Origin of the sequence: Kribbella sp. NPDC004536, from assembly GCF_042873835.1 — a bacterium.
GTDB lineage: Bacteria > Actinomycetota > Actinomycetes > Propionibacteriales > Kribbellaceae > Kribbella.
The window spans coordinates 1-16,345 of sequence record NZ_JBIALY010000002.1 but is presented as its reverse complement, the minus strand read 5'-3'; the positions used below and the strand labels follow the sequence as shown (position 1 = coordinate 16,345).

Here is a 16,345-nt window from a genome sequence, read left to right as displayed (position 1 = left end):
GTAGGCAGCCGCCAAGGGAAATCGACCCAATCCGTGGTACCAGTCCACGGGATGGCGTCATCCCGCTACCCTCGGTATGTGGAGGTCACGAAAGGGCGAGCCAGGTGACCCGTCGGAAGGTCTTTGATCCCGACACGGTTCCACCGTCGTTCTGGCGTGGCAACCAGGTTCAGACGGCACTCGCGCGGCGGGACATCGGGGCGCTGTTCCGAAGCTACTTGGACGCGTTCGACGACTGCACCCAGACGCAGCTAGCACTGCTCACCGAGCACGACCGGTCTGACGTGTCGAACTGGATTCGCGGCACACGTCACGGTCAGGTCTCGGACATCGGCGTCCTTACCCGGATCGCCGAAGGACTCCGGCTACCTGACAGCGCACGGATCTTGATGGGCCTCGCTCCTGCCGACGCTCTGGTGTCCTCAGTTCGAGACGAGCGCGAGATGTCGACATCAGAGGCGCGTGCTGCGGGCGACCCAGATCGACGTCGGCTCGACGGCTCCGATCTCACGAGCGTCAGGATCGCAATCTGTGGAAGTCGCGCAGCTCACGTCAACGCCAACGCGATGGACGCCGCGGTACGCGCGCTGGCCAGACTCGTCATGGTGAGGCGTCTGCGAGTAAATCACGGACCGATCGGCATCGGGATCGAAGTAATGACCCATGTCGCCGATCATTACCAACCACCCGGGCTACGGGGAGCTGTAGCGATCTTCGGTCGCCGGAATGTCATCGCAGATGCCGAGTATGTCGTGCTCGTCGGCGGCGGCGAAGGTACTCGCGCCGAAGCCGATCTGGCTATGGCAATGGGGAAACGTCTGCTCCCGTACGGGGCCAGCGGCGGCACAGCACAGGTCGTCCACCAGCAGCTACATCGCAACCCCGCATTGACCTCCTGGATGCCGCCACGCAGTCTGGTCACCCTGGACCAATGTGCGCACCTGGATCCCGGGGTCAGCGCGGTCGACGTCGAACAGATGACGGATGATTTCGTTGACATGCTCGACGAGGTCATCCACACAGACCAAGGAGAATCACTTGCCTGATCGCCCGTACGTCCTGTTGTCCGTCGCGGCGTCCATCGACGGGTACATAGACGACACCACCGACGAGCGGCTGCTCCTTTCCAACGACGAGGACTTCGACCGAGTCGACGATGTGCGGGCCGGGGTCGACGCAATCCTCGTTGGCGCCAATACCATCCGCCGAGACAATCCTCGCCTTCTCGTCCGATCCGACGACCGCCGCAAGCGACGCGTAGAGGCAGGCCTGACGGAGTCACCGATCAAGGTCACGATCAGCGCCGGCGGCGGCCTCGATCCGTCCTCGAAGTTCTTCTCGACTGGTGAGGTCGACAAGGTCGTTTACGTTCCGACGTCTGCCGTCGAAACGGCCATCGCTGCTGTCGGAGCCGTGAGCCACGTCGTCGATGCCGGGCCAGCGGTCGATCTCGGATTCATCCTGCGCGACCTCGCTCAGCGTGGCGTGAAGCGACTAATGGTCGAGGGCGGCGGCACGATGCACACGCAGTTCCTCTCCGCCGGCCTCGCGGACGAGATCCACCTGGTCATCGCCCCGTTCTTCGTAGGCAACAGCAACGCGCCGCGCTTCGTCAGCGATGCTCAGTTCCCTCAGAACCCGTCCAATCGCATGGCCCTGACCGAGGTCAAGCAAATCGGAGACGTCGTCCTCCTCCGCTACCTTCCGAAGGACGTCTCTAATGCCTGACCGAGACGACCGGTACTGGCTCATGCAGGCCATCGACCTGTCGCGCTCGTGCCCACCCTCAGCCACGGCGTTCTGCGTGGGCGCCGTCATCGTAAGTCGCGAAGGCCAAGTCATGGCCACCGGCTACTCCCGTGAGACGGACCCCCACGACCACGCCGAAGAAATCGCGCTCACCAAGGTCGCCACAAATGATCCTCGCCTCCGCGAGGCCACCATCTACACCAGCCTCGAGCCGTGCAGCAAACGAGCCTCCCGCCCACGAACCTGCACCGAGCTGATCTTGGCCGCCGGCATACCCCGCGTCGTCCTAGCCTGGCGAGAACCCTCAATCTTCGTCGACTGCGAGGGCGTCGAGCTCTTAACGGCCGCGAATCTCGAAGTCATCGAACTCCCCGACCTCGCCGACGAGGTCAGGGAGGTCAACGCCAATCTGCTCGGGTGAGGCCTCCGCATCGAGCCCCTTTGATTTACACAGACACTTACGTCCCTAGCCCTAGAGCCGACGCCTATCGCCTCAGCGATGCGCAGGCAGCGGCCGCACCGACGAACGCCTCGGCTAGACGATGAATCTCATCGAGGTAGATGCGATGCTCCTCGTTCGTCGAATCATGGACCACCACCCGAACGACCTCGCCCAAGTGGTTCAGCTCCAGATAGCCGATTTCGCTGCGGGCGAGATCCACGTTCACGTAGTGGGGATTCCTCCCCCACCTCGCGCGGACACGCGTCAGGTCAATCATGTGTTCTCCAAACTCTGAGGCAACGCTGACTGGACGGCCCAGCACGCCCCACCGGTAGTTACACGGCAACAGGACGATGGACCAGAGTTGAGGAAGCGGTATTAAGAGGTCCGCGAGCCATCAAGGCCAGAAGAGATCGCGAGGCTAGGACCACCCGACATATCTCGCTCGAGATTTCGGGGCACATGGAATACCTCAGCGGCGATACTCATGACATTAGCGGCAGCATAGCTCCGCTGAAGCCCCGACACGCTTGTGGCAGCATGCTGTCGTGTGGCTGCCGGCCTGAGGCCGTTCTAGTTACCTCGGCCTCGCGGTCAATACCATCCCGCAGCCAGATCGCACCTAGCTTATCCGTCGTACCGTCCACCCGGAGCCCATCCGCACCCGAGTACAGCACCTCCTGCAGCGACCCGCGCGACGGGTGGCCATCTGCGGTCAGCCATCTGCACATGCGGAGACTCGAGCAACGGGGACGACGGCACGCCGCCCGGACGACACCGCATCACCCTGCCGGATGGACAGCGGCATCGGCTCCCCTCACAGTCGAGGTCTCTGACATCCCCGGGGGCTCGACGACTCACGATCGGTTGTCTAGGATCCAGTCCGCACCATACCGATCGAGCAGCTCAGGGGACGGTCAGTGGCGAAAGTGCGTTCATTCAGCGAAGGCACTCAGTCGGTCAAGGCACACCCGACTGAGGTGGACTGCTGCTATCAGATCGTGACAACAGACGACGGCAGTAAGCTCCTTCACCTGACGACGTTTGGATCTGATGAGAGGCAGTCCAAGCCGAAGAGCAGTCAGTCGATTCAGATTGACGAAGCCGGCGCGCTCGAACTGATGCAAGTGATCCGGGCAGCCTTCAATTTTGAGTGAGCAGAACAGATCCTTCGAGGGACGCCAACTGGCACCTGCTCGCTGATAGCTCCGATCAAGCCCTCGCTGATGCTCGCGGCACTACCACCGATCCGCCTCGCTGCCAGCGACGAGTCTGTAAGTCGACACGGCATTGTCCGGATCGCTCAGGTGCCTGCGTCTGAGCCCGCCATCAGCGAATGGAAGTCGCAACCGCCGTCGGCCGACATCCGAGCAGGTCTTCTCAGCCGGTTCTGTTATCGCGTTCTCTGGGCGTGCCGGTCGATGCGCCAGCCCCGATCGCGATCTTGTCGGTGCCATCCTCTACGATCGCTGACCACGGAGAGCACTTGGACCACTCTTCGTGGGCCGGGGGCTAGGAGCCCTCGAAACGGCGCTGTCACCTGGAGAACGTGTCATATGATCACCTGTTCTTGTTCGGTGCCCACAGGGCCGGAGTGCTTGCCTGCAGCAGTGGTTCGTGATCTCCTGGTCCTCGTTCTTGTCATCCCGTAGGTTGTGGAGGTTCGTCCGGTGTCGAAGCGGTACTACGGCGTACCTCTCGAGCGGAGCGACTATCTGAAGCTCAAGCCGAACAGGAATAGCTGCAAGCCTGAAGGGTTCGCCAACTGGCTCGAAGGGTTTGGTAGTGGAAAGCGGCTCGCCGTTGATCTGTTCTCTGGGGCAGGCGGCCTCAGCCTCGGGATTCAACGGGCGGGCTGGACTGTTGCCGCGTCGGTCGACTTCGACGAGCGAGCTCTGGAGACGCATGCCGCGAACTTCTCCGGCATGAGCCTCCACATGGACTTGGGGAACCCTGACGAGCGGGACAGGCTTGTCGGCCTGCTGGCACCAGCTAAGGTCGATCTCGTGGCCGGAGGGCCTCCTTGCCAACCATTCAGCCGGGCGGGGCGGAGCAAGATCCGAAGTCTTGTCGAGCATCACGGACGTGATCCCCACGACCGTCGCAAGGAACTGTGGAGCGCCTACCTCGATGTCGTCAAGCGAATCCGACCCCGTGTCGTGCTCATGGAGAACGTGCCCGACATGGGGCTCGGAGATGATTTCTTCGTGGTTCGCACCATCGAACAGCAACTGGAGGAGCTCGGGTACGCGACGCAGGTGCGTCTGGTGGACGCTTGGCGTTATGGAGTACCACAGCACCGGAAGCGCCTGATCCTGCTGGCGCGGAACGACGTGGAGAAGTTCAAGTGGCGTCTCGAGACGGAAATACGCACCACGCTGCGAGACGCCATCGGCGACATGCCAGTACTACCGGTCGTGGCCACAGAACGTGTCGGGCGGCGCGAGTGGCCCTACAGCGAACCTGAAGAGCTACCCGCCTTCGCGGCGGAGATGCGGAAGCGTGCGCCGAAAGACCATATCTGGGACCACATGACCCGCCGCGTCAGGGCCGACGATCTCGAGATCTTCTCCGGGATGGACTCCAAGACCCTGTACTCAGACATCGATCCAGAACTCCAGCGGTACAGCGCCGAGCACTTCACCGACAAGTACAAGAAGCTTGACTGGGACGATCTGAGCAGGTCGATCACCGCGCACATCGCCAAGGACGGTTATTGGTACATCCATCCGGAACAGAACCGCACCCTGACCGTCCGTGAGGCCGCACGGGTACAGACCTTCCCTGACAGGTTCCGGTTCGCCGGGACCCGCAGCGACGCCTTCCGGCAAATCGGCAACGCCGTGCCGCCGCTGCTCGGCCAAGCCGCCGCAGAGGCGCTCCGACCGCTAGACAACGCAAGCAATGGAGGCCGGCTCAAACCGCACTGGCGCACAGTACGCAAGGATCTGACCACATGGGCGAAACGCCAGCGCAGGACGGGCGCTTGGCACCAGCTGCCCGGGAGCGGGATGTCCTCGGTCTCTGCAGCGGTTGTGGCTATACTCTCCGGCACGAAGATGCGGGCCGACCAATTGGCGGCGATGGTCGAGATCATCAGGGAATGCAATGTCCTGACCAAGCCAGCTTTCGTGTCCCTCATGGACGCAGCTCCCAGTACAGCCGCGCGTGCACGGGTAGACAGGCTGGCTGACGTGGTCGGCAAGTCGTCAGTATGGAAGAACTCCGATGATGTTCCGACGCATCTGGACATGAAGCCGGCAGAACGCACGCTCTACCGGCTTCTGACAGGTGAGGATCTCCTCTGGGTGGGACAGGGAGCGCTACGGGTCGCTGCTCGTCTGAACGATAGTGACTCGGACCGCACGAACAAACTCAGCGACGGCCGGGTGAATCTGGTGAAGCTAGTCGGTGCAGGCGAGGACGCACCTCTGCGTATGGCAGCGCTGCGCTTGATCGGGATCACCCTGTGCCAGGTCAATGATCCGCTCTGCGACGAGTGTCCGTTGAGCAGATACTGCGCCCGAGGCAATTAAGCTTCTTGCGATCGTTCAACCGCGCGTCGAGCGAGACTCCAGGCCAGACGTTGGCACCTGCTCAAGCTCCTGAGTGAGCCTGAGAGGCGCATGTCCGGGCGAGGCTGAGAGCTGCCTGCTCGACGTCGGTGCGAATCTCACACTCCCAGATTCGCACTACGATCCATCCGGCCCTCTCCGCCGCCTCCGTGTTGCGGAGGTCCCTTGCCTTATTTAGCTCGATCTTCTCTAGCCACAGGGCAGCGTTCGGCCCCCGGAAAACCTTCGGCCCGTGAATGGGGCACCCGTGCCAGAAACAGCCGTCGACGAACACAGCAACGCGATAACGAGGCAACACGAAGTCAGCAGTGCAGTGGTTCGCCACCCGGCGCTGCAGCCGGAAGCGAAGTCCCAGCCGATGCGCCGCCCGACGGAGCGCCACCTCGGGGGCGGTATCACGCACACGTCGTCCCCGTAGGTGACCGCCCTTCGCTGTGCGGACCCATCGTCCACCTGACGTACTGTCAACGCGTGTCATGTCGTGCTAACCAGCCTATCCGAAGCCCCTTGGGGGGAGGATGCCATACTCTCCCCCCGGCTCCGACAATCAACTGGACTTCGCGTCGTTGACCAAGGTCGCTGATCTCTCGTCGGGCGATGCCCGAGCACCGCAACGTTGTCAGTCAGTCGCCCTCAAGTCGCGAACTAGCGGAAACGGGCTTGCGTTGAAACCCAGCCGTAGCGCCTCCATCCGGGCGTGCAGCGCTTGGACAGCCTGCGCCTCGGAAATTACTTGCTCCAGTTCGATACGTCTACCGACGAGCTGCACCAGCTGCCGCTGCCAGGGTTCGAGGTTATGGGTCTCCTTGGCCCACCGCTCGATCGCGTACCACTCGTCGGCAGAGATTAAAGCTGCCTCCTCGCCAGCTCCTTGCTCAATACCAGTGCCGCGTTCGAGAGCTGCATCATCCAGCGGATGGTCGAGCAACTCCGATATCAAGGTTCGAGGGGCCTTCCAGTCCACTCTGGAAACAGCGTCCCAGCATGCTGCCTTCTTGGCCCATTCACCTACGTGGTTCCCTTCGAGCGGAGTCGTCACCGCCCGCATGACGCGCGGGCACAGATCCCGGACCGCAGCATCCAATGCCGGCGAGACACCCTGCTCCCGCCAGATCCGGTCGAGATCGATCCGGCGATCCGTCTCGAGCGTCAGACGAGCCACGGTGTAGGTCGTGATCATGCTCTTGTGGCTTCCCGCTCCGCAGATCGCAGCGATCCGGTCTGTTGCCTTGAACAGGATCGCCATCGCAATTACTCGCTGGCAGTACTGGACGTCGACGCGAGGCGGGGTCTTGTCAACGGTGAGCATGAAAGCGACGAAGTTCTTCTGTGCTCCGCGGCTGACCTGGTACGGCAGCTGGTTCCATGAGTGGACGAACTTTGCCAGGTCTGCCTTGGTGAACTTCTGCTTCGTCGGGTTCAGCTTCTTGAACTGTCGCTGTCTGGCAGGGGTGCGCGCCTTCGCTAACTCGTCCGTGTACTGGCCACGCGCACGCTCGTAGAACCAGTGGGTTTCTTGGCCGCTGCCGTCTGTCGCGGGCGCCCATAGGGAGCGGGTGATCCGCTGGAGCTCCACTTGGTAGTCGTGGTTGGAGCTGAAGTCGACCTGGGTCACCCGGTTCTGCGTATTGGAGTATTCCGAGATCTTTGGAACGATCTCCGCGAGCCGCTCAGGTGCCACCTCGGTCAGTTTCATCTGGACCCGGACGTCAGACAGTTCGGCCTTGTCGCGGCTCATCGCATAGTGGAGCGACGCGGTAGTCTGGCCGCCGTTGACGATCTGGAGGCCATGCACGCCGGAGATATGGGTGGGCTCACCGTCCCGGTTCCTCACGAAGTCGACCTGGGACGCGGTCGCGGTGATGCCGTTGTTGTACGCAAGGAACCGGCCTGGTGTGTTCAGTAGTGTCTCGCGGATACCCCGGTTAACCGCACCGCGGATCTGGAGGAAAGATCGGACGTTGAGCTCCAGGAGCCGCGTGCCGTACTCGGCGTAAAGCTCTGCGAGCAGCCCTCCGGGTATGACCGCCAGAACCACGGAGTGGTCCTCTTCCGAGCTCGGGGCCGAGACGCAGGGCAACGGAGGGCTGAACGAGACCACAATGGGCTCGCCGAGAGCGCCCGACGTCGCGTGACGGTGCAGCCGGGCTAAATCCCATACCTCGTGAGTCACCGGAAGTCCGTCGAAATGCGAGGCGCTGACCTCAACCGAGGTACTTACCCGGTTGCTAAGCAGGAAGAGTCTGATCCGCTGCACCTCGGCGAGAGCCTTCTCGACCGCTGAGCACATGTCGTACACGTCGAAGGACTCGTCGATGTGCTGCTTCAGCCCGTCCCGGCAACGCTGCAGGAAAGCAAGAAGGCGTCGGAACGACGCCTCGGTCTGTGCCTTCGTGAGCTTCGTCGCCAATGGCGCCAGCTGGAAATCCGTCACGAAGAGATCCAGCGAATCACCCGACTCACCGATGCCGTAGCCATGCACCTCGTGGCCATGCATCTTGTGATATGCCGTGAAGGTGTTCGACGCGACGCCGGCATGTTCCAAATCCTCGAAGACGCGGCGAGTAAACGCCTCCGGTGTTGTCGTCCCCTCTGCGTCAGCCGTCGCCTGTACGTCAGCGACGAGGTCTCGTGAGAAATCTGCCAAGTCGAGCTCAGACATGAGAACCCCTGATCAGTTCCTCCACCTCTCCACCTGTCACCTGGTAGGCGTCCAGACCCAAGATACTTAGCTGATATGTGCAGTCACCAATTCCCGCTGGCAGGTCAGACTCCACCAGCCTCGGGAAGCCTTCCCGTACGTGCCAGAACCGAAGCTCCCGGAGTGTGTATCGGGGTTCTTCGTAGAGATCACGGTGGCCGGGGAGGTAGCCGATCTGAATAAGCAGACTGTCAAATCGTGCCCGGGCGCTGGGGCTCGTAAGCTGTCGTCGTATCCTCTCGACGCTGCCGTTCAGGCTCTCTCCCGATCCACCACGTCGTTCGTCGAGCTGCGCGAGAGCAAGAAACAGCGCGGGCGTTCCAGTCCCATCCAGCTGACGTTCACTGGCGATATGGATGCTCCGGGGGCGCTTCGCAACGCTGGCCTTGGCCTCGATGGCCAGCCGAGACAGCTGGAAGTCCTGGTTCGTCCCCGTAGGTCCAGTCCACGCGTGCACGGCGTCGGACTGGGACAAGGAGGTTAGGAGAACGTCGCCCAGCACTAGTAGCTCACCGTACAGCCCTCGGCGTGCATCTGCACTCAGCCCGTCCCTGCCGACGGAGCGTAGGAGTTCCTGCCATCTCTCGAACCGGTTCACCGCGGCCGCCAGGGCCTCGCCGGCAGTCGGAGCAGCGTTCGCGGTCGCGGCGACGTCAGCGACGAGTGGGGTGAAGACTTCACGTAGCCCGTCACTCGTCAGGATGACCTGGAGTTCGTACTCAACTCGGGACACCGCACTCAGGTTCATCTCGATTCCAGCGGCCTTAGGCAGACGGCCCACCGACCTTACGATCGTGTCTGCAGAGCGGGCATCCGCTCGGAAGACCAGCATGCGCTGTCGACCGGGATGGGAGACGGCCAGAAAGGTATCGACCGGCGACTCTGGGTGCAGTCGCAGGCTGGACCTTCCCGGCGTGTTATGCGGACTCTCGAGCTCACGCCACTCATCTTCAGTGACGGTCACTCCTCATCCTCCTCGTCGATGGTGTAGATATCCTCCTGGAGCCAAATAGCGTTGGCGATGTATTCGGTCTTGGACTGATACTCGGAGTGCGGAAAGCTCGCCTGGAACCCTACGAGGGGAATCGTTGCCTTGCCATCAGCGGACTGTGGAAGCTCGATGGGGTAGATGAGCAGGAGAGCCTGACTGGTCCGGCGCTGCCGACGGATGTGGGGGCCTGCAGGCGTCTTCGGAGGCGACGCCTTCTCCTGCTGCTCGGCGGCTTTCGCCGCAGCCTCGCGAGCGGCCGCCACCTGCATATCGTCGAGATCAAGGAGCTCGTCCGGCGGACTGAGAACCCTCCTGATCGTGTACCGGCCCTCGGTTCTGAAACCGTCGTTGATCGCCTTGCGCGTCACTAGGCCGACAGTGTGCCCACCGATGTCGCGTTGCGTCATCGACTTCGTGCTGCCAACCAGACCAACCGTCCAGTCGCTAAGCTCACCCACCTTGGCACACTGCTCGACATACTTCGCGATTAGCCTCGGGCGAACCCTTTGTGCCATTCGATCCGTCTCGTAGGACGCCAGAAACTCCGCGACGACCTCGGGAGCGACCCCTCCCCACAACACATAGTCGCGGCCATCCCCAACAATGGGTTCCGCGACCTCATCCAATCGACGGATGAGGGTCTCGAGTGCCTTGAAGTTGCTGTTGACTGTCTTGTTAGCAAGCTTGAAGATCACCGTCTCCGGGCCTTCGCCGGAGTAACTGAGCAGGATCTTCGTGCCCTGCCGCATCTTGTTCGCCGCCGTCACCGTCAGCCCCAGAGAGGAGGCTCGGACCTTAAGTCCGAACTCCTTGGGGGTGAGGCTGAGTGCCGCCATCTCCTCGACCTCCCGTCGGAGTTCGTCTGTGGCAGCCGTTACCTCTATATATGCGTCCTCCAGCGCGGGCGTGGTGTACAGGCGACAGACGTCCTCGTAGCCAGGGCGATATCCGAACCATCGACCCATTTGTAGGAGCGTGTCATATGTCTTGGATACGCGCAGGTAGTAGCTGACGGTCAGGCCGTCGAGCGTCAAGCCGCGGGACAGCTTCTGTCCGCCGATCGCAATCACGGACAGTCCGTTCCTTCGATTCTCGTAATAATCGAGGGCATCCTTGGAGGCGCCGTTCACCGTCTTGACCTGGATCTTCCTGAGAGCAGGAAGAATCTCGTCGAAGACCTGCTCCCAGGTCAGACGTTCTGCTTCGTCTGCCGGAAACTTGATTGTAGTGGGAACAAAGTCCCGTTCCCAGAGAGACTGCAGTTCGGCACGGACATGCGGCCCTTTCCCATGCCTGTCCCGGATCATGTCCACGATGAACCGCAGATGGTCATCGACCTGGTCGCGGACGAGCGTCTGCACCGCGGTGAAGCGGGTGACATGCACCAGCATCGAGTTGTGGACCTTCGTCTGTCCCCGGGCTCGGCGGGCAGCGCATGCAAGCACGAACGAGAAGACCGCGTCGCGCAGGGACTGCGGGAGCTGGTCGCCGGGCCGATCACCCGACTTGTGTTGGCCAGGAAGCCAGGCGTCCGCATCGTCCACGTGCCGCACCAGCGGCAACGGCTCAACGTCCTCTTCCTCCTCGTCGTCGACCTCAAGCCCGAAGACCCGCTCGGGACCGAGATAGTTCGACGGCGAGGGAAGACTGCGGATGAAGCTAGAGGGAAAGAGATCCTTTCCAGCGACACCGTGATCCACGTCAGGGTCTATGTAGATATTGGCGAACGGAGTGGCCGTGTACCCGACGTACGCGGCGCGATCGAAGCTCTTGATGAGCTTGCGGATCGCAGCGTTGGTCTTCGTCGGGTCAGCCTCGGGATCTCGCGACGTGTTGATCGACGCATTGTCAGCCTCATCGTCAATGATAAATAGAGGGAGGTCCTTGACGACCTTCTCGCCATCGTCGACCTCGGTTCCGTGGACATCCAGCACCCAGTTGCGCAGATAGTCGAGGATCCTGTAGTGCTTCTTGACCACGAGGACAACAGGAAAGCTGCCGAGGGGAAAGTTGATGGCCTTAGCCGTCGCGAGGCCGAAATCGCCCTTCTCGGCGCTGCTCGTGGGCGACGCGATGTCCAACTTCTTGGCGAAGGGCATGGCTCCCGCACCGATCGCGCGTGAACGGCCATCCTCATTCGACCTGCTCTGGTGCTGAGTATCGAAGCCCAGGAGCCCTTCATCGATACGCAGCTGTGTCTGACTCCGCAAGTCGTTGTGGATGCCGGCAAGGACCACTATGAACCGGTATCCCGCGTCCACGGACTTGGCGGCGAGTCCGATGTACTGGCCAGTCTTGCCCGACTGTACCTGGCCGATGACAAGACCCTGCCGACGCCACGGTCCAGGGCGTCGCGGATCTTCAAGCTGGCTCAGCACTTCATCCGAACTCTGGTCCAGCCGCCTAACCACCCAACGCGGGAGGTTCGCGACGTCTTCGAGATAGCGCCGGTAGCGCTCCCAAAAGTCCCACGCACGGTCATTCTTCGCCTCGGGCAGCCATGGTTCGTGTCCGTCGGAGTCGACGAGTGCAACGGACCGCTCCTGGAACACGGCGGTAATAGCCTCGATCTCCTTGACCAGATGGTCCCGATCAAGGTCCTCGCCTTGAGTTGCCAGCATTCCGAAGATGGCGTTTACCGCACTTCGCACCTCCTCCGGCCTCGGCTGTCGATCCTGTGGCAGGAATCCGAGAACCAGGCGAATCGCCTTGGCCATCGGTTCGTCAGGAATGGTACTCAAGTGCGGCCTCCTGCTGGACTCAGACGAAATCGGGGAAAAGCAGACAAACCAGCTCAAACGGTCATCCGCTCCAGAAGCCCTGCAGTTGGTCGAAGGGGGGCATGGTCCGAAGCCTCTCGCGTGCCGCCGTGGGAGACCGTCCGTCCGAGACAAGCGACTCGTAGATGCGCTGCGCGACCTCGGTTGCAGCCTCGTCGGCAGGCCCCGGCCCACCAAATGGTTCCGGGTCATCGCTGGTGTCCGTCTCGTGCATCACACGAAGGGCAGCAACTGGAACCGTCTCCTCCAAGAGCCGGATCAACGCACGTACGTCGGCGGTACTGGTGCCGCCATACTTCAGGGCGGCTCGGACCAGTGGGTGACTTCGGTTGATCCTGCAGGCGACCTTTCCGTCGGGCCGCCGCACGTTCCACGCGTAAGAGAGAGGATCACCATGCGTACGTGCAGCGACTTGGCCCCGGTATCGCAGCACGTCCGCGGCCTTCGCTCGGGCTTGGCGCGCAATGCGGTAGAGATGCGGCCGTAGCCCCACAGGGGGAACGACACTTGACTTCCGCACGTCGACGCCCCATTCGGCGTCCATCTCGGCCGGGATGTCGACTGCGATGCGCGCCAGGTTGTACTTCTCCTCGCGCCGCATACCTCTCTGCCCCAACCAGTCGCCGGCCAGGATCAGGCGATTGCGGCGGTAGACATAGAAGCCCTGTTGGTCGAGCCATCCCTGTGGACCTGCAGCGAGGTCATACTCCGCCGGGGAGAGCCAGTGGGCGCTGGGGAGGATGAATGCCTCGACCTTCACCGAACCGTCGCCGAGACGCAGCTCCTCGGACGGGAGCCGCTGGACAGAAGCGTGGTTACCCATGAACGGATCCCAGGGATCAACCGCTGTTCCAGACACCCGGAGGTTCCGGCCTCGGCTGCCGGTCAGGAATCGGGCAAAGACCATTCCGAGGTGAGACTCTGTGCGAGTTGCCTCGGCGTAGAACTGCTTCTGAATCCGCTCATCGTCTTCGGTGACACGAGCACCGCTATAACCGTTGAGACGGCGCCAGAGCACCACCGTGCCGTGACTGCCCGACGGCCGAATCCGCTTCAGGATCGCCGAGGTTTCTTCGTCGCTTCCGTGGAGTAGCCGCCACTCACCGAACGTCTCTACCACATCCAGGTCCCAGGTACGGGTGTGCCGTTGACCGTCGGCGGCGGTCTCGACGGTGAGCTGCCTCGCCTGCGAGAACGACGCGGACTTCAGGCCGACACCGAACCGGCCGAGATCGGATGGCAAGCGCGGCGTCGCAGGCCCCCGAGCCGCCACCGTCATGGCCGTGACGAGCCCGTCGCGAGTCATACCTTCGCCGTCATCCACGACCGCGATCCACGATTCGCTGCCGACCCAAGCGAACTCGATGTCGATGTTTCGGGACCTGGCGGAGATACTGTTGTCGACAAGATCAGCGATCGCTGCGGGCAACGAGTAGCCCAAGGAGCTCAGCGAGGCCACCATGCCGGCAGGTTCGGGCGCTGCGATGTCGTATGCCATATATGTCCCGCTCCGTTTTCCTCACAACACGGTTGATGCGCAACTGCCTTGAGAAGCAGAGGCGCCAGGCGAGCAGCGACCACCAGCGGCACACCGCCCCGCCAGACCAACGTTGTACGGACGTCCCCCACCCGTTACGTAGGGTACTGGAGCAGGGAGCAAGAAGTCTGTAACGCGACCCTCGTTGCGCTGGACATTCCGGGCACCGGCGTCGACCTGATCTACTTGACAAGACGAGCCACCCTGGGTTGCCGTCCTCCCCCCGACGAATGCATTTACCAGCGCCTGGTGCGGAAATCTCGCACCCGCGGCTCCGTTGAGCACGGCGCCTCTGAGCGCATGACCCCGCAGGCGTGCCATCTGTCAGGACGCCTGACTCGTGCCAGGTGACGGTTGTCGGTTCGGGTCATTCGTGCAGTTAGGGCGAGAGGTCGCCTGACCGGAGTCCTAGAAATGCAGGTGATGGGACTGTGCAGATTCTTCTGTTGGAAGTCTGGGCGGGGGCGGGGGAGGGTGGGTGGTATGGACTTCACTCATCTTGGGCGTACTGGGTTGTCGGTTAGTCGGATTGTGTTGGGGACTATGAACTTCGGGCCCCACACCGAGGTGGGGGATGCGCACGCGATCATGGATGCGGCGCATGAGAAGGGGATCAACTTCTTCGATACTGCGAACGGGTACGGGCGGGCTATCTACCCGGGGCGGACCGAGGAGATCATTGGCGAGTGGTTCGCGAAGGACCCGGGGAACCGGCACAAGACGGTGCTGGCTACCAAGGTCTACGGGGACATGGGCGACGGCTGGCCGAACGAGGGGAAGCTGTCCGCGCTGAACATCCGGCGCGCACTCGACGCTTCGCTGAAGCGGCTGCAGACGGACTACATCGATCTGTACCAGTTCCACCACGTGGACCGCGCGACGCCGTGGGAGGAGATCTGGCAGGCGATCGACGTTGCGATCCAGCAGGGCAAGATCCTCTACGCCGGGTCCAGCAACTTCGCGGGCTGGCACATCGCGCAGGCGCAGGAGGCGGCGGCGCGGCGCAACTACATCGGCCTGGTCAGCGAGCAGTCGATCTACAACCTGCTGGTACGGGACGTGGAGCGCGAGGTACTGCCGGCCGCGCAGTACTACGGTCTCGGTGTGATCCCGTGGTCGCCGCTGCAGGGCGGTCTCCTCGGCGGGGTGATCCGCAAGGAGAACGAAGGCGTACGGCGCCTTGAGGGCCGCGCGAAGGAGACGCTGGAGCGACTGCGTCCGCAGATCGAGCAGTACGAGGCGTTCGCTGACGAGCTTGGCCACGAACCGGGTGAGCTCGCTCTCGCCTGGCTCCTACACCGGCCGGCCGTGACCGGCCCGATCGTCGGCCCGCGCACCATGGAGCAACTGGAATCCGCCGTACGCGCCGTAGACATCAAACTCGACGAGAAGGCACTAACCCGCCTCGACGAGATCTTCCCGGGTTACAAGACCTCCCCAGAGGACTACGCCTGGTAAGTAGTACAGCTCAGCCGGCCGCACCACTGCGGCCGGCTGTTCTATGCGTGCACGGCGGTGGTGGGGAGCATGCCTATTAGGGCGTCGGCGGCTAGGGAGGCGGCGGGGCCGGTGGGGACGGCTACTGAGACTTGCCAGTCGGAGGCTGTGCCGGGAGCCAGGGGGACGGTGATGTGGTCGCCTCGTTTGGCGGCGATGCGTTCGGGGACCAGGGCTACGCCTAGGTCGTGGGCTACGAGGGCGAGCAGGGTGTGTACGTCGTTCACCTCGATCGTGACGGGGTGGGCGACGCCGGCTGTGGCGAAGGCGCGGTCGGAGATCGAGCGGGCGCCCCAGGTCGGGTCGAAGTCGACGAACGACTCCCCTGCCAGGTCGTCCAGCGTGACGCCGGACGCCTTCGCGAGGCGGTGGTCGGGTGAGCAGACGAGGACCATGGACTCGCGCGACAGCGGGCGCAGGTCGAGTCCGTCGACAGGGTCGCCGGCGGTGGCGACGAACGCGACGTCGAGGCGGCCGGAGGCGAGTTCGTCCAGCATCGGGGTGGAGCCGGCCTGGCGGACCTCGATCTCGACACCTGGATACGCGGACCGGAACTTGGCTAGCAGGGCGGGTACGTCGACCACGCCGAGGCACTGCTCCAACCCCACGGTGAGGTGACCGCGGAGCAGGCCCTGTACGGCGGCGACGGCGTCCTTGGCTGCTTCGGCGGCAGCCAGCGTGCGGCGTCCCTCGCAGAGCAGGGCGCGTCCTGCCTCGGTCAGCTCCACGCTGCGGGTGTTCCGTACGAACAGGGAGGCGCGCAGTTCGCGCTCCAGCGCCCGGATCGAGGCGGACAGTCCCGACTGCGAGATCGACATCGCCTCGGCCGCCCGCGTGAAGTGCTTCTGCTCGGCGACCGCGACGAAGTGCTCCAAGTGCCTCAGCTCCATGACTAAGAACTGTAGTCGATCGAACCACACCGATTCTGCGGCCCTGCATGTTGGCGCAGAACGGCGGGGCGATGGAGCGGACCTGCAGCACTCACAGTGAGGATGATGGGTGTGGTCCCCCGCAGTGGTCGTCCTGACTCAAGCACTCACTGACTTCGGGTCTTGAATTGGATATGTCGGTCG

Annotated in this window: 13 protein-coding genes; 6 read left to right on the top strand and 7 right to left on the bottom strand. The window is 62.9% G+C overall.

What is annotated here, in order from left to right; genetic code table 11:
* Positions 1 to 104: 104 nt before the first annotated feature.
* From ACFYRU_RS15005 to ACFYRU_RS14995, 3 genes are read left to right on the top strand one after another with little or no spacing between them, the layout of a single operon-like run.
* Complete coding sequence (locus tag ACFYRU_RS15005) at positions 105 to 1,046, top strand: hypothetical protein (RefSeq protein WP_387658196.1); 942 nt, start codon at positions 105 to 107, stop codon at positions 1,044 to 1,046.
* Positions 1,039 to 1,728: a RibD family protein gene (locus tag ACFYRU_RS15000; protein WP_387658193.1), complete on the top strand. Its 690-nt coding sequence runs from the start codon at positions 1,039 to 1,041 to the stop codon at positions 1,726 to 1,728. The genes ACFYRU_RS15005 and ACFYRU_RS15000 overlap by 8 nt, the downstream gene beginning before the upstream one ends.
* Positions 1,721 to 2,170, top strand: a complete 450-nt coding sequence (locus ACFYRU_RS14995; RefSeq protein ID WP_387658190.1) for a deaminase — start codon at positions 1,721 to 1,723, stop codon at positions 2,168 to 2,170. Before ACFYRU_RS15000 ends, ACFYRU_RS14995 begins: the two co-directional genes overlap by 8 nt.
* A gap of 64 nt (positions 2,171 to 2,234) precedes the next feature.
* On the opposite strand, the gene ACFYRU_RS14990 is transcribed toward ACFYRU_RS14995, so the two are convergent.
* Positions 2,235 to 2,468: a hypothetical protein gene (locus ACFYRU_RS14990; RefSeq protein ID WP_387658187.1), complete on the bottom strand. Its 234-nt coding sequence runs from the start codon at positions 2,466 to 2,468 to the stop codon at positions 2,235 to 2,237.
* A 643-nt stretch (positions 2,469 to 3,111) separates the two neighbouring features.
* Here ACFYRU_RS14990 and ACFYRU_RS14985 point away from each other — a divergent pair.
* Both ACFYRU_RS14985 and ACFYRU_RS14980 read left to right on the top strand, forming a co-directional pair.
* Positions 3,112 to 3,348, top strand: a complete 237-nt coding sequence (locus tag ACFYRU_RS14985; RefSeq protein WP_387658184.1) for a hypothetical protein — start codon at positions 3,112 to 3,114, stop codon at positions 3,346 to 3,348.
* Between the two features lie 513 nt (positions 3,349 to 3,861).
* Entirely contained in the window at positions 3,862 to 5,727 is a 1,866-nt protein-coding gene (locus tag ACFYRU_RS14980) for a DNA cytosine methyltransferase (protein ID WP_387658181.1), read from the top strand.
* A 61-nt stretch (positions 5,728 to 5,788) separates the two neighbouring features.
* On the opposite strand, the gene ACFYRU_RS14975 is transcribed toward ACFYRU_RS14980, so the two are convergent.
* The 5 genes from ACFYRU_RS14975 to ACFYRU_RS14955 form a co-directional block, all read right to left on the bottom strand.
* Complete coding sequence (locus tag ACFYRU_RS14975) at positions 5,789 to 6,244, bottom strand: very short patch repair endonuclease (RefSeq protein WP_387658178.1); 456 nt, start codon at positions 6,242 to 6,244, stop codon at positions 5,789 to 5,791.
* Positions 6,245 to 6,385: 141 nt separating this feature from the next.
* Positions 6,386 to 8,428, bottom strand: a complete 2,043-nt coding sequence (locus ACFYRU_RS14970; protein ID WP_387658175.1) for an AIPR family protein — start codon at positions 8,426 to 8,428, stop codon at positions 6,386 to 6,388.
* The gene (locus ACFYRU_RS14965; protein ID WP_387658172.1) at positions 8,421 to 9,431 is read right to left on the bottom strand and encodes a PD-(D/E)XK motif protein; all 1,011 of its coding nucleotides are present in this window, start codon (positions 9,429 to 9,431) and stop codon (positions 8,421 to 8,423) included. Before ACFYRU_RS14965 ends, ACFYRU_RS14970 begins: the two co-directional genes overlap by 8 nt.
* On the bottom strand, positions 9,428 to 12,175 hold the full coding sequence (locus tag ACFYRU_RS14960) for a Z1 domain-containing protein (RefSeq protein ID WP_387658169.1): 2,748 nt from the start codon (positions 12,173 to 12,175) through the stop codon (positions 9,428 to 9,430). The genes ACFYRU_RS14965 and ACFYRU_RS14960 overlap by 4 nt, the downstream gene beginning before the upstream one ends.
* Before the next feature lie 85 nt (positions 12,176 to 12,260).
* Positions 12,261 to 13,736 (bottom strand): ATP-binding protein, encoded by a 1,476-nt coding sequence (locus ACFYRU_RS14955; RefSeq protein ID WP_387658166.1) that lies wholly within the window; start codon positions 13,734 to 13,736, stop codon positions 12,261 to 12,263.
* A gap of 462 nt (positions 13,737 to 14,198) precedes the next feature.
* On the opposite strand from ACFYRU_RS14955, the gene ACFYRU_RS14950 reads away from it, so the two are divergent.
* Positions 14,199 to 15,233 carry an aldo/keto reductase gene (locus ACFYRU_RS14950; protein ID WP_387662895.1) on the top strand — a complete coding sequence of 345 codons (1,035 nt, stop codon included), beginning with the start codon at positions 14,199 to 14,201 and terminating at the stop codon, positions 15,231 to 15,233.
* Positions 15,234 to 15,274: 41 nt separating this feature from the next.
* On the opposite strand, the gene ACFYRU_RS14945 is transcribed toward ACFYRU_RS14950, so the two are convergent.
* On the bottom strand, positions 15,275 to 16,162 hold the full coding sequence (locus ACFYRU_RS14945) for a LysR family transcriptional regulator (protein WP_387658164.1): 888 nt from the start codon (positions 16,160 to 16,162) through the stop codon (positions 15,275 to 15,277).
* Between the last annotated feature and the right edge of the window lie 183 nt (positions 16,163 to 16,345).

Bases quoted from the DNA above. Each gene is read 5' to 3' on its own strand.
- ACFYRU_RS14995 (WP_387658190.1), top strand. From the start codon at position 1,721: ATGCCTGACCGAGACGACCGGTACTGGCTCATGCAGGCCATCGACCTG.
- ACFYRU_RS14990 (WP_387658187.1), bottom strand. From the start codon at position 2,468: ATGATTGACCTGACGCGTGTCCGCGCGAGGTGGGGGAGGAATCCCCAC.
- ACFYRU_RS14975 (WP_387658178.1), bottom strand. From the start codon at position 6,244: ATGACACGCGTTGACAGTACGTCAGGTGGACGATGGGTCCGCACAGCG.
- ACFYRU_RS14970 (WP_387658175.1), bottom strand. From the start codon at position 8,428: ATGTCTGAGCTCGACTTGGCAGATTTCTCACGAGACCTCGTCGCTGAC.
- ACFYRU_RS14960 (WP_387658169.1), bottom strand. From the start codon at position 12,175: ATGGCCAAGGCGATTCGCCTGGTTCTCGGATTCCTGCCACAGGATCGA.
- ACFYRU_RS14955 (WP_387658166.1), bottom strand. From the start codon at position 13,736: ATGGCATACGACATCGCAGCGCCCGAACCTGCCGGCATGGTGGCCTCG.
- ACFYRU_RS14950 (WP_387662895.1), top strand. From the start codon at position 14,199: ATGGGACTGTGCAGATTCTTCTGTTGGAAGTCTGGGCGGGGGCGGGGG.
- ACFYRU_RS14945 (WP_387658164.1), bottom strand. From the start codon at position 16,162: ATGGAGCTGAGGCACTTGGAGCACTTCGTCGCGGTCGCCGAGCAGAAG.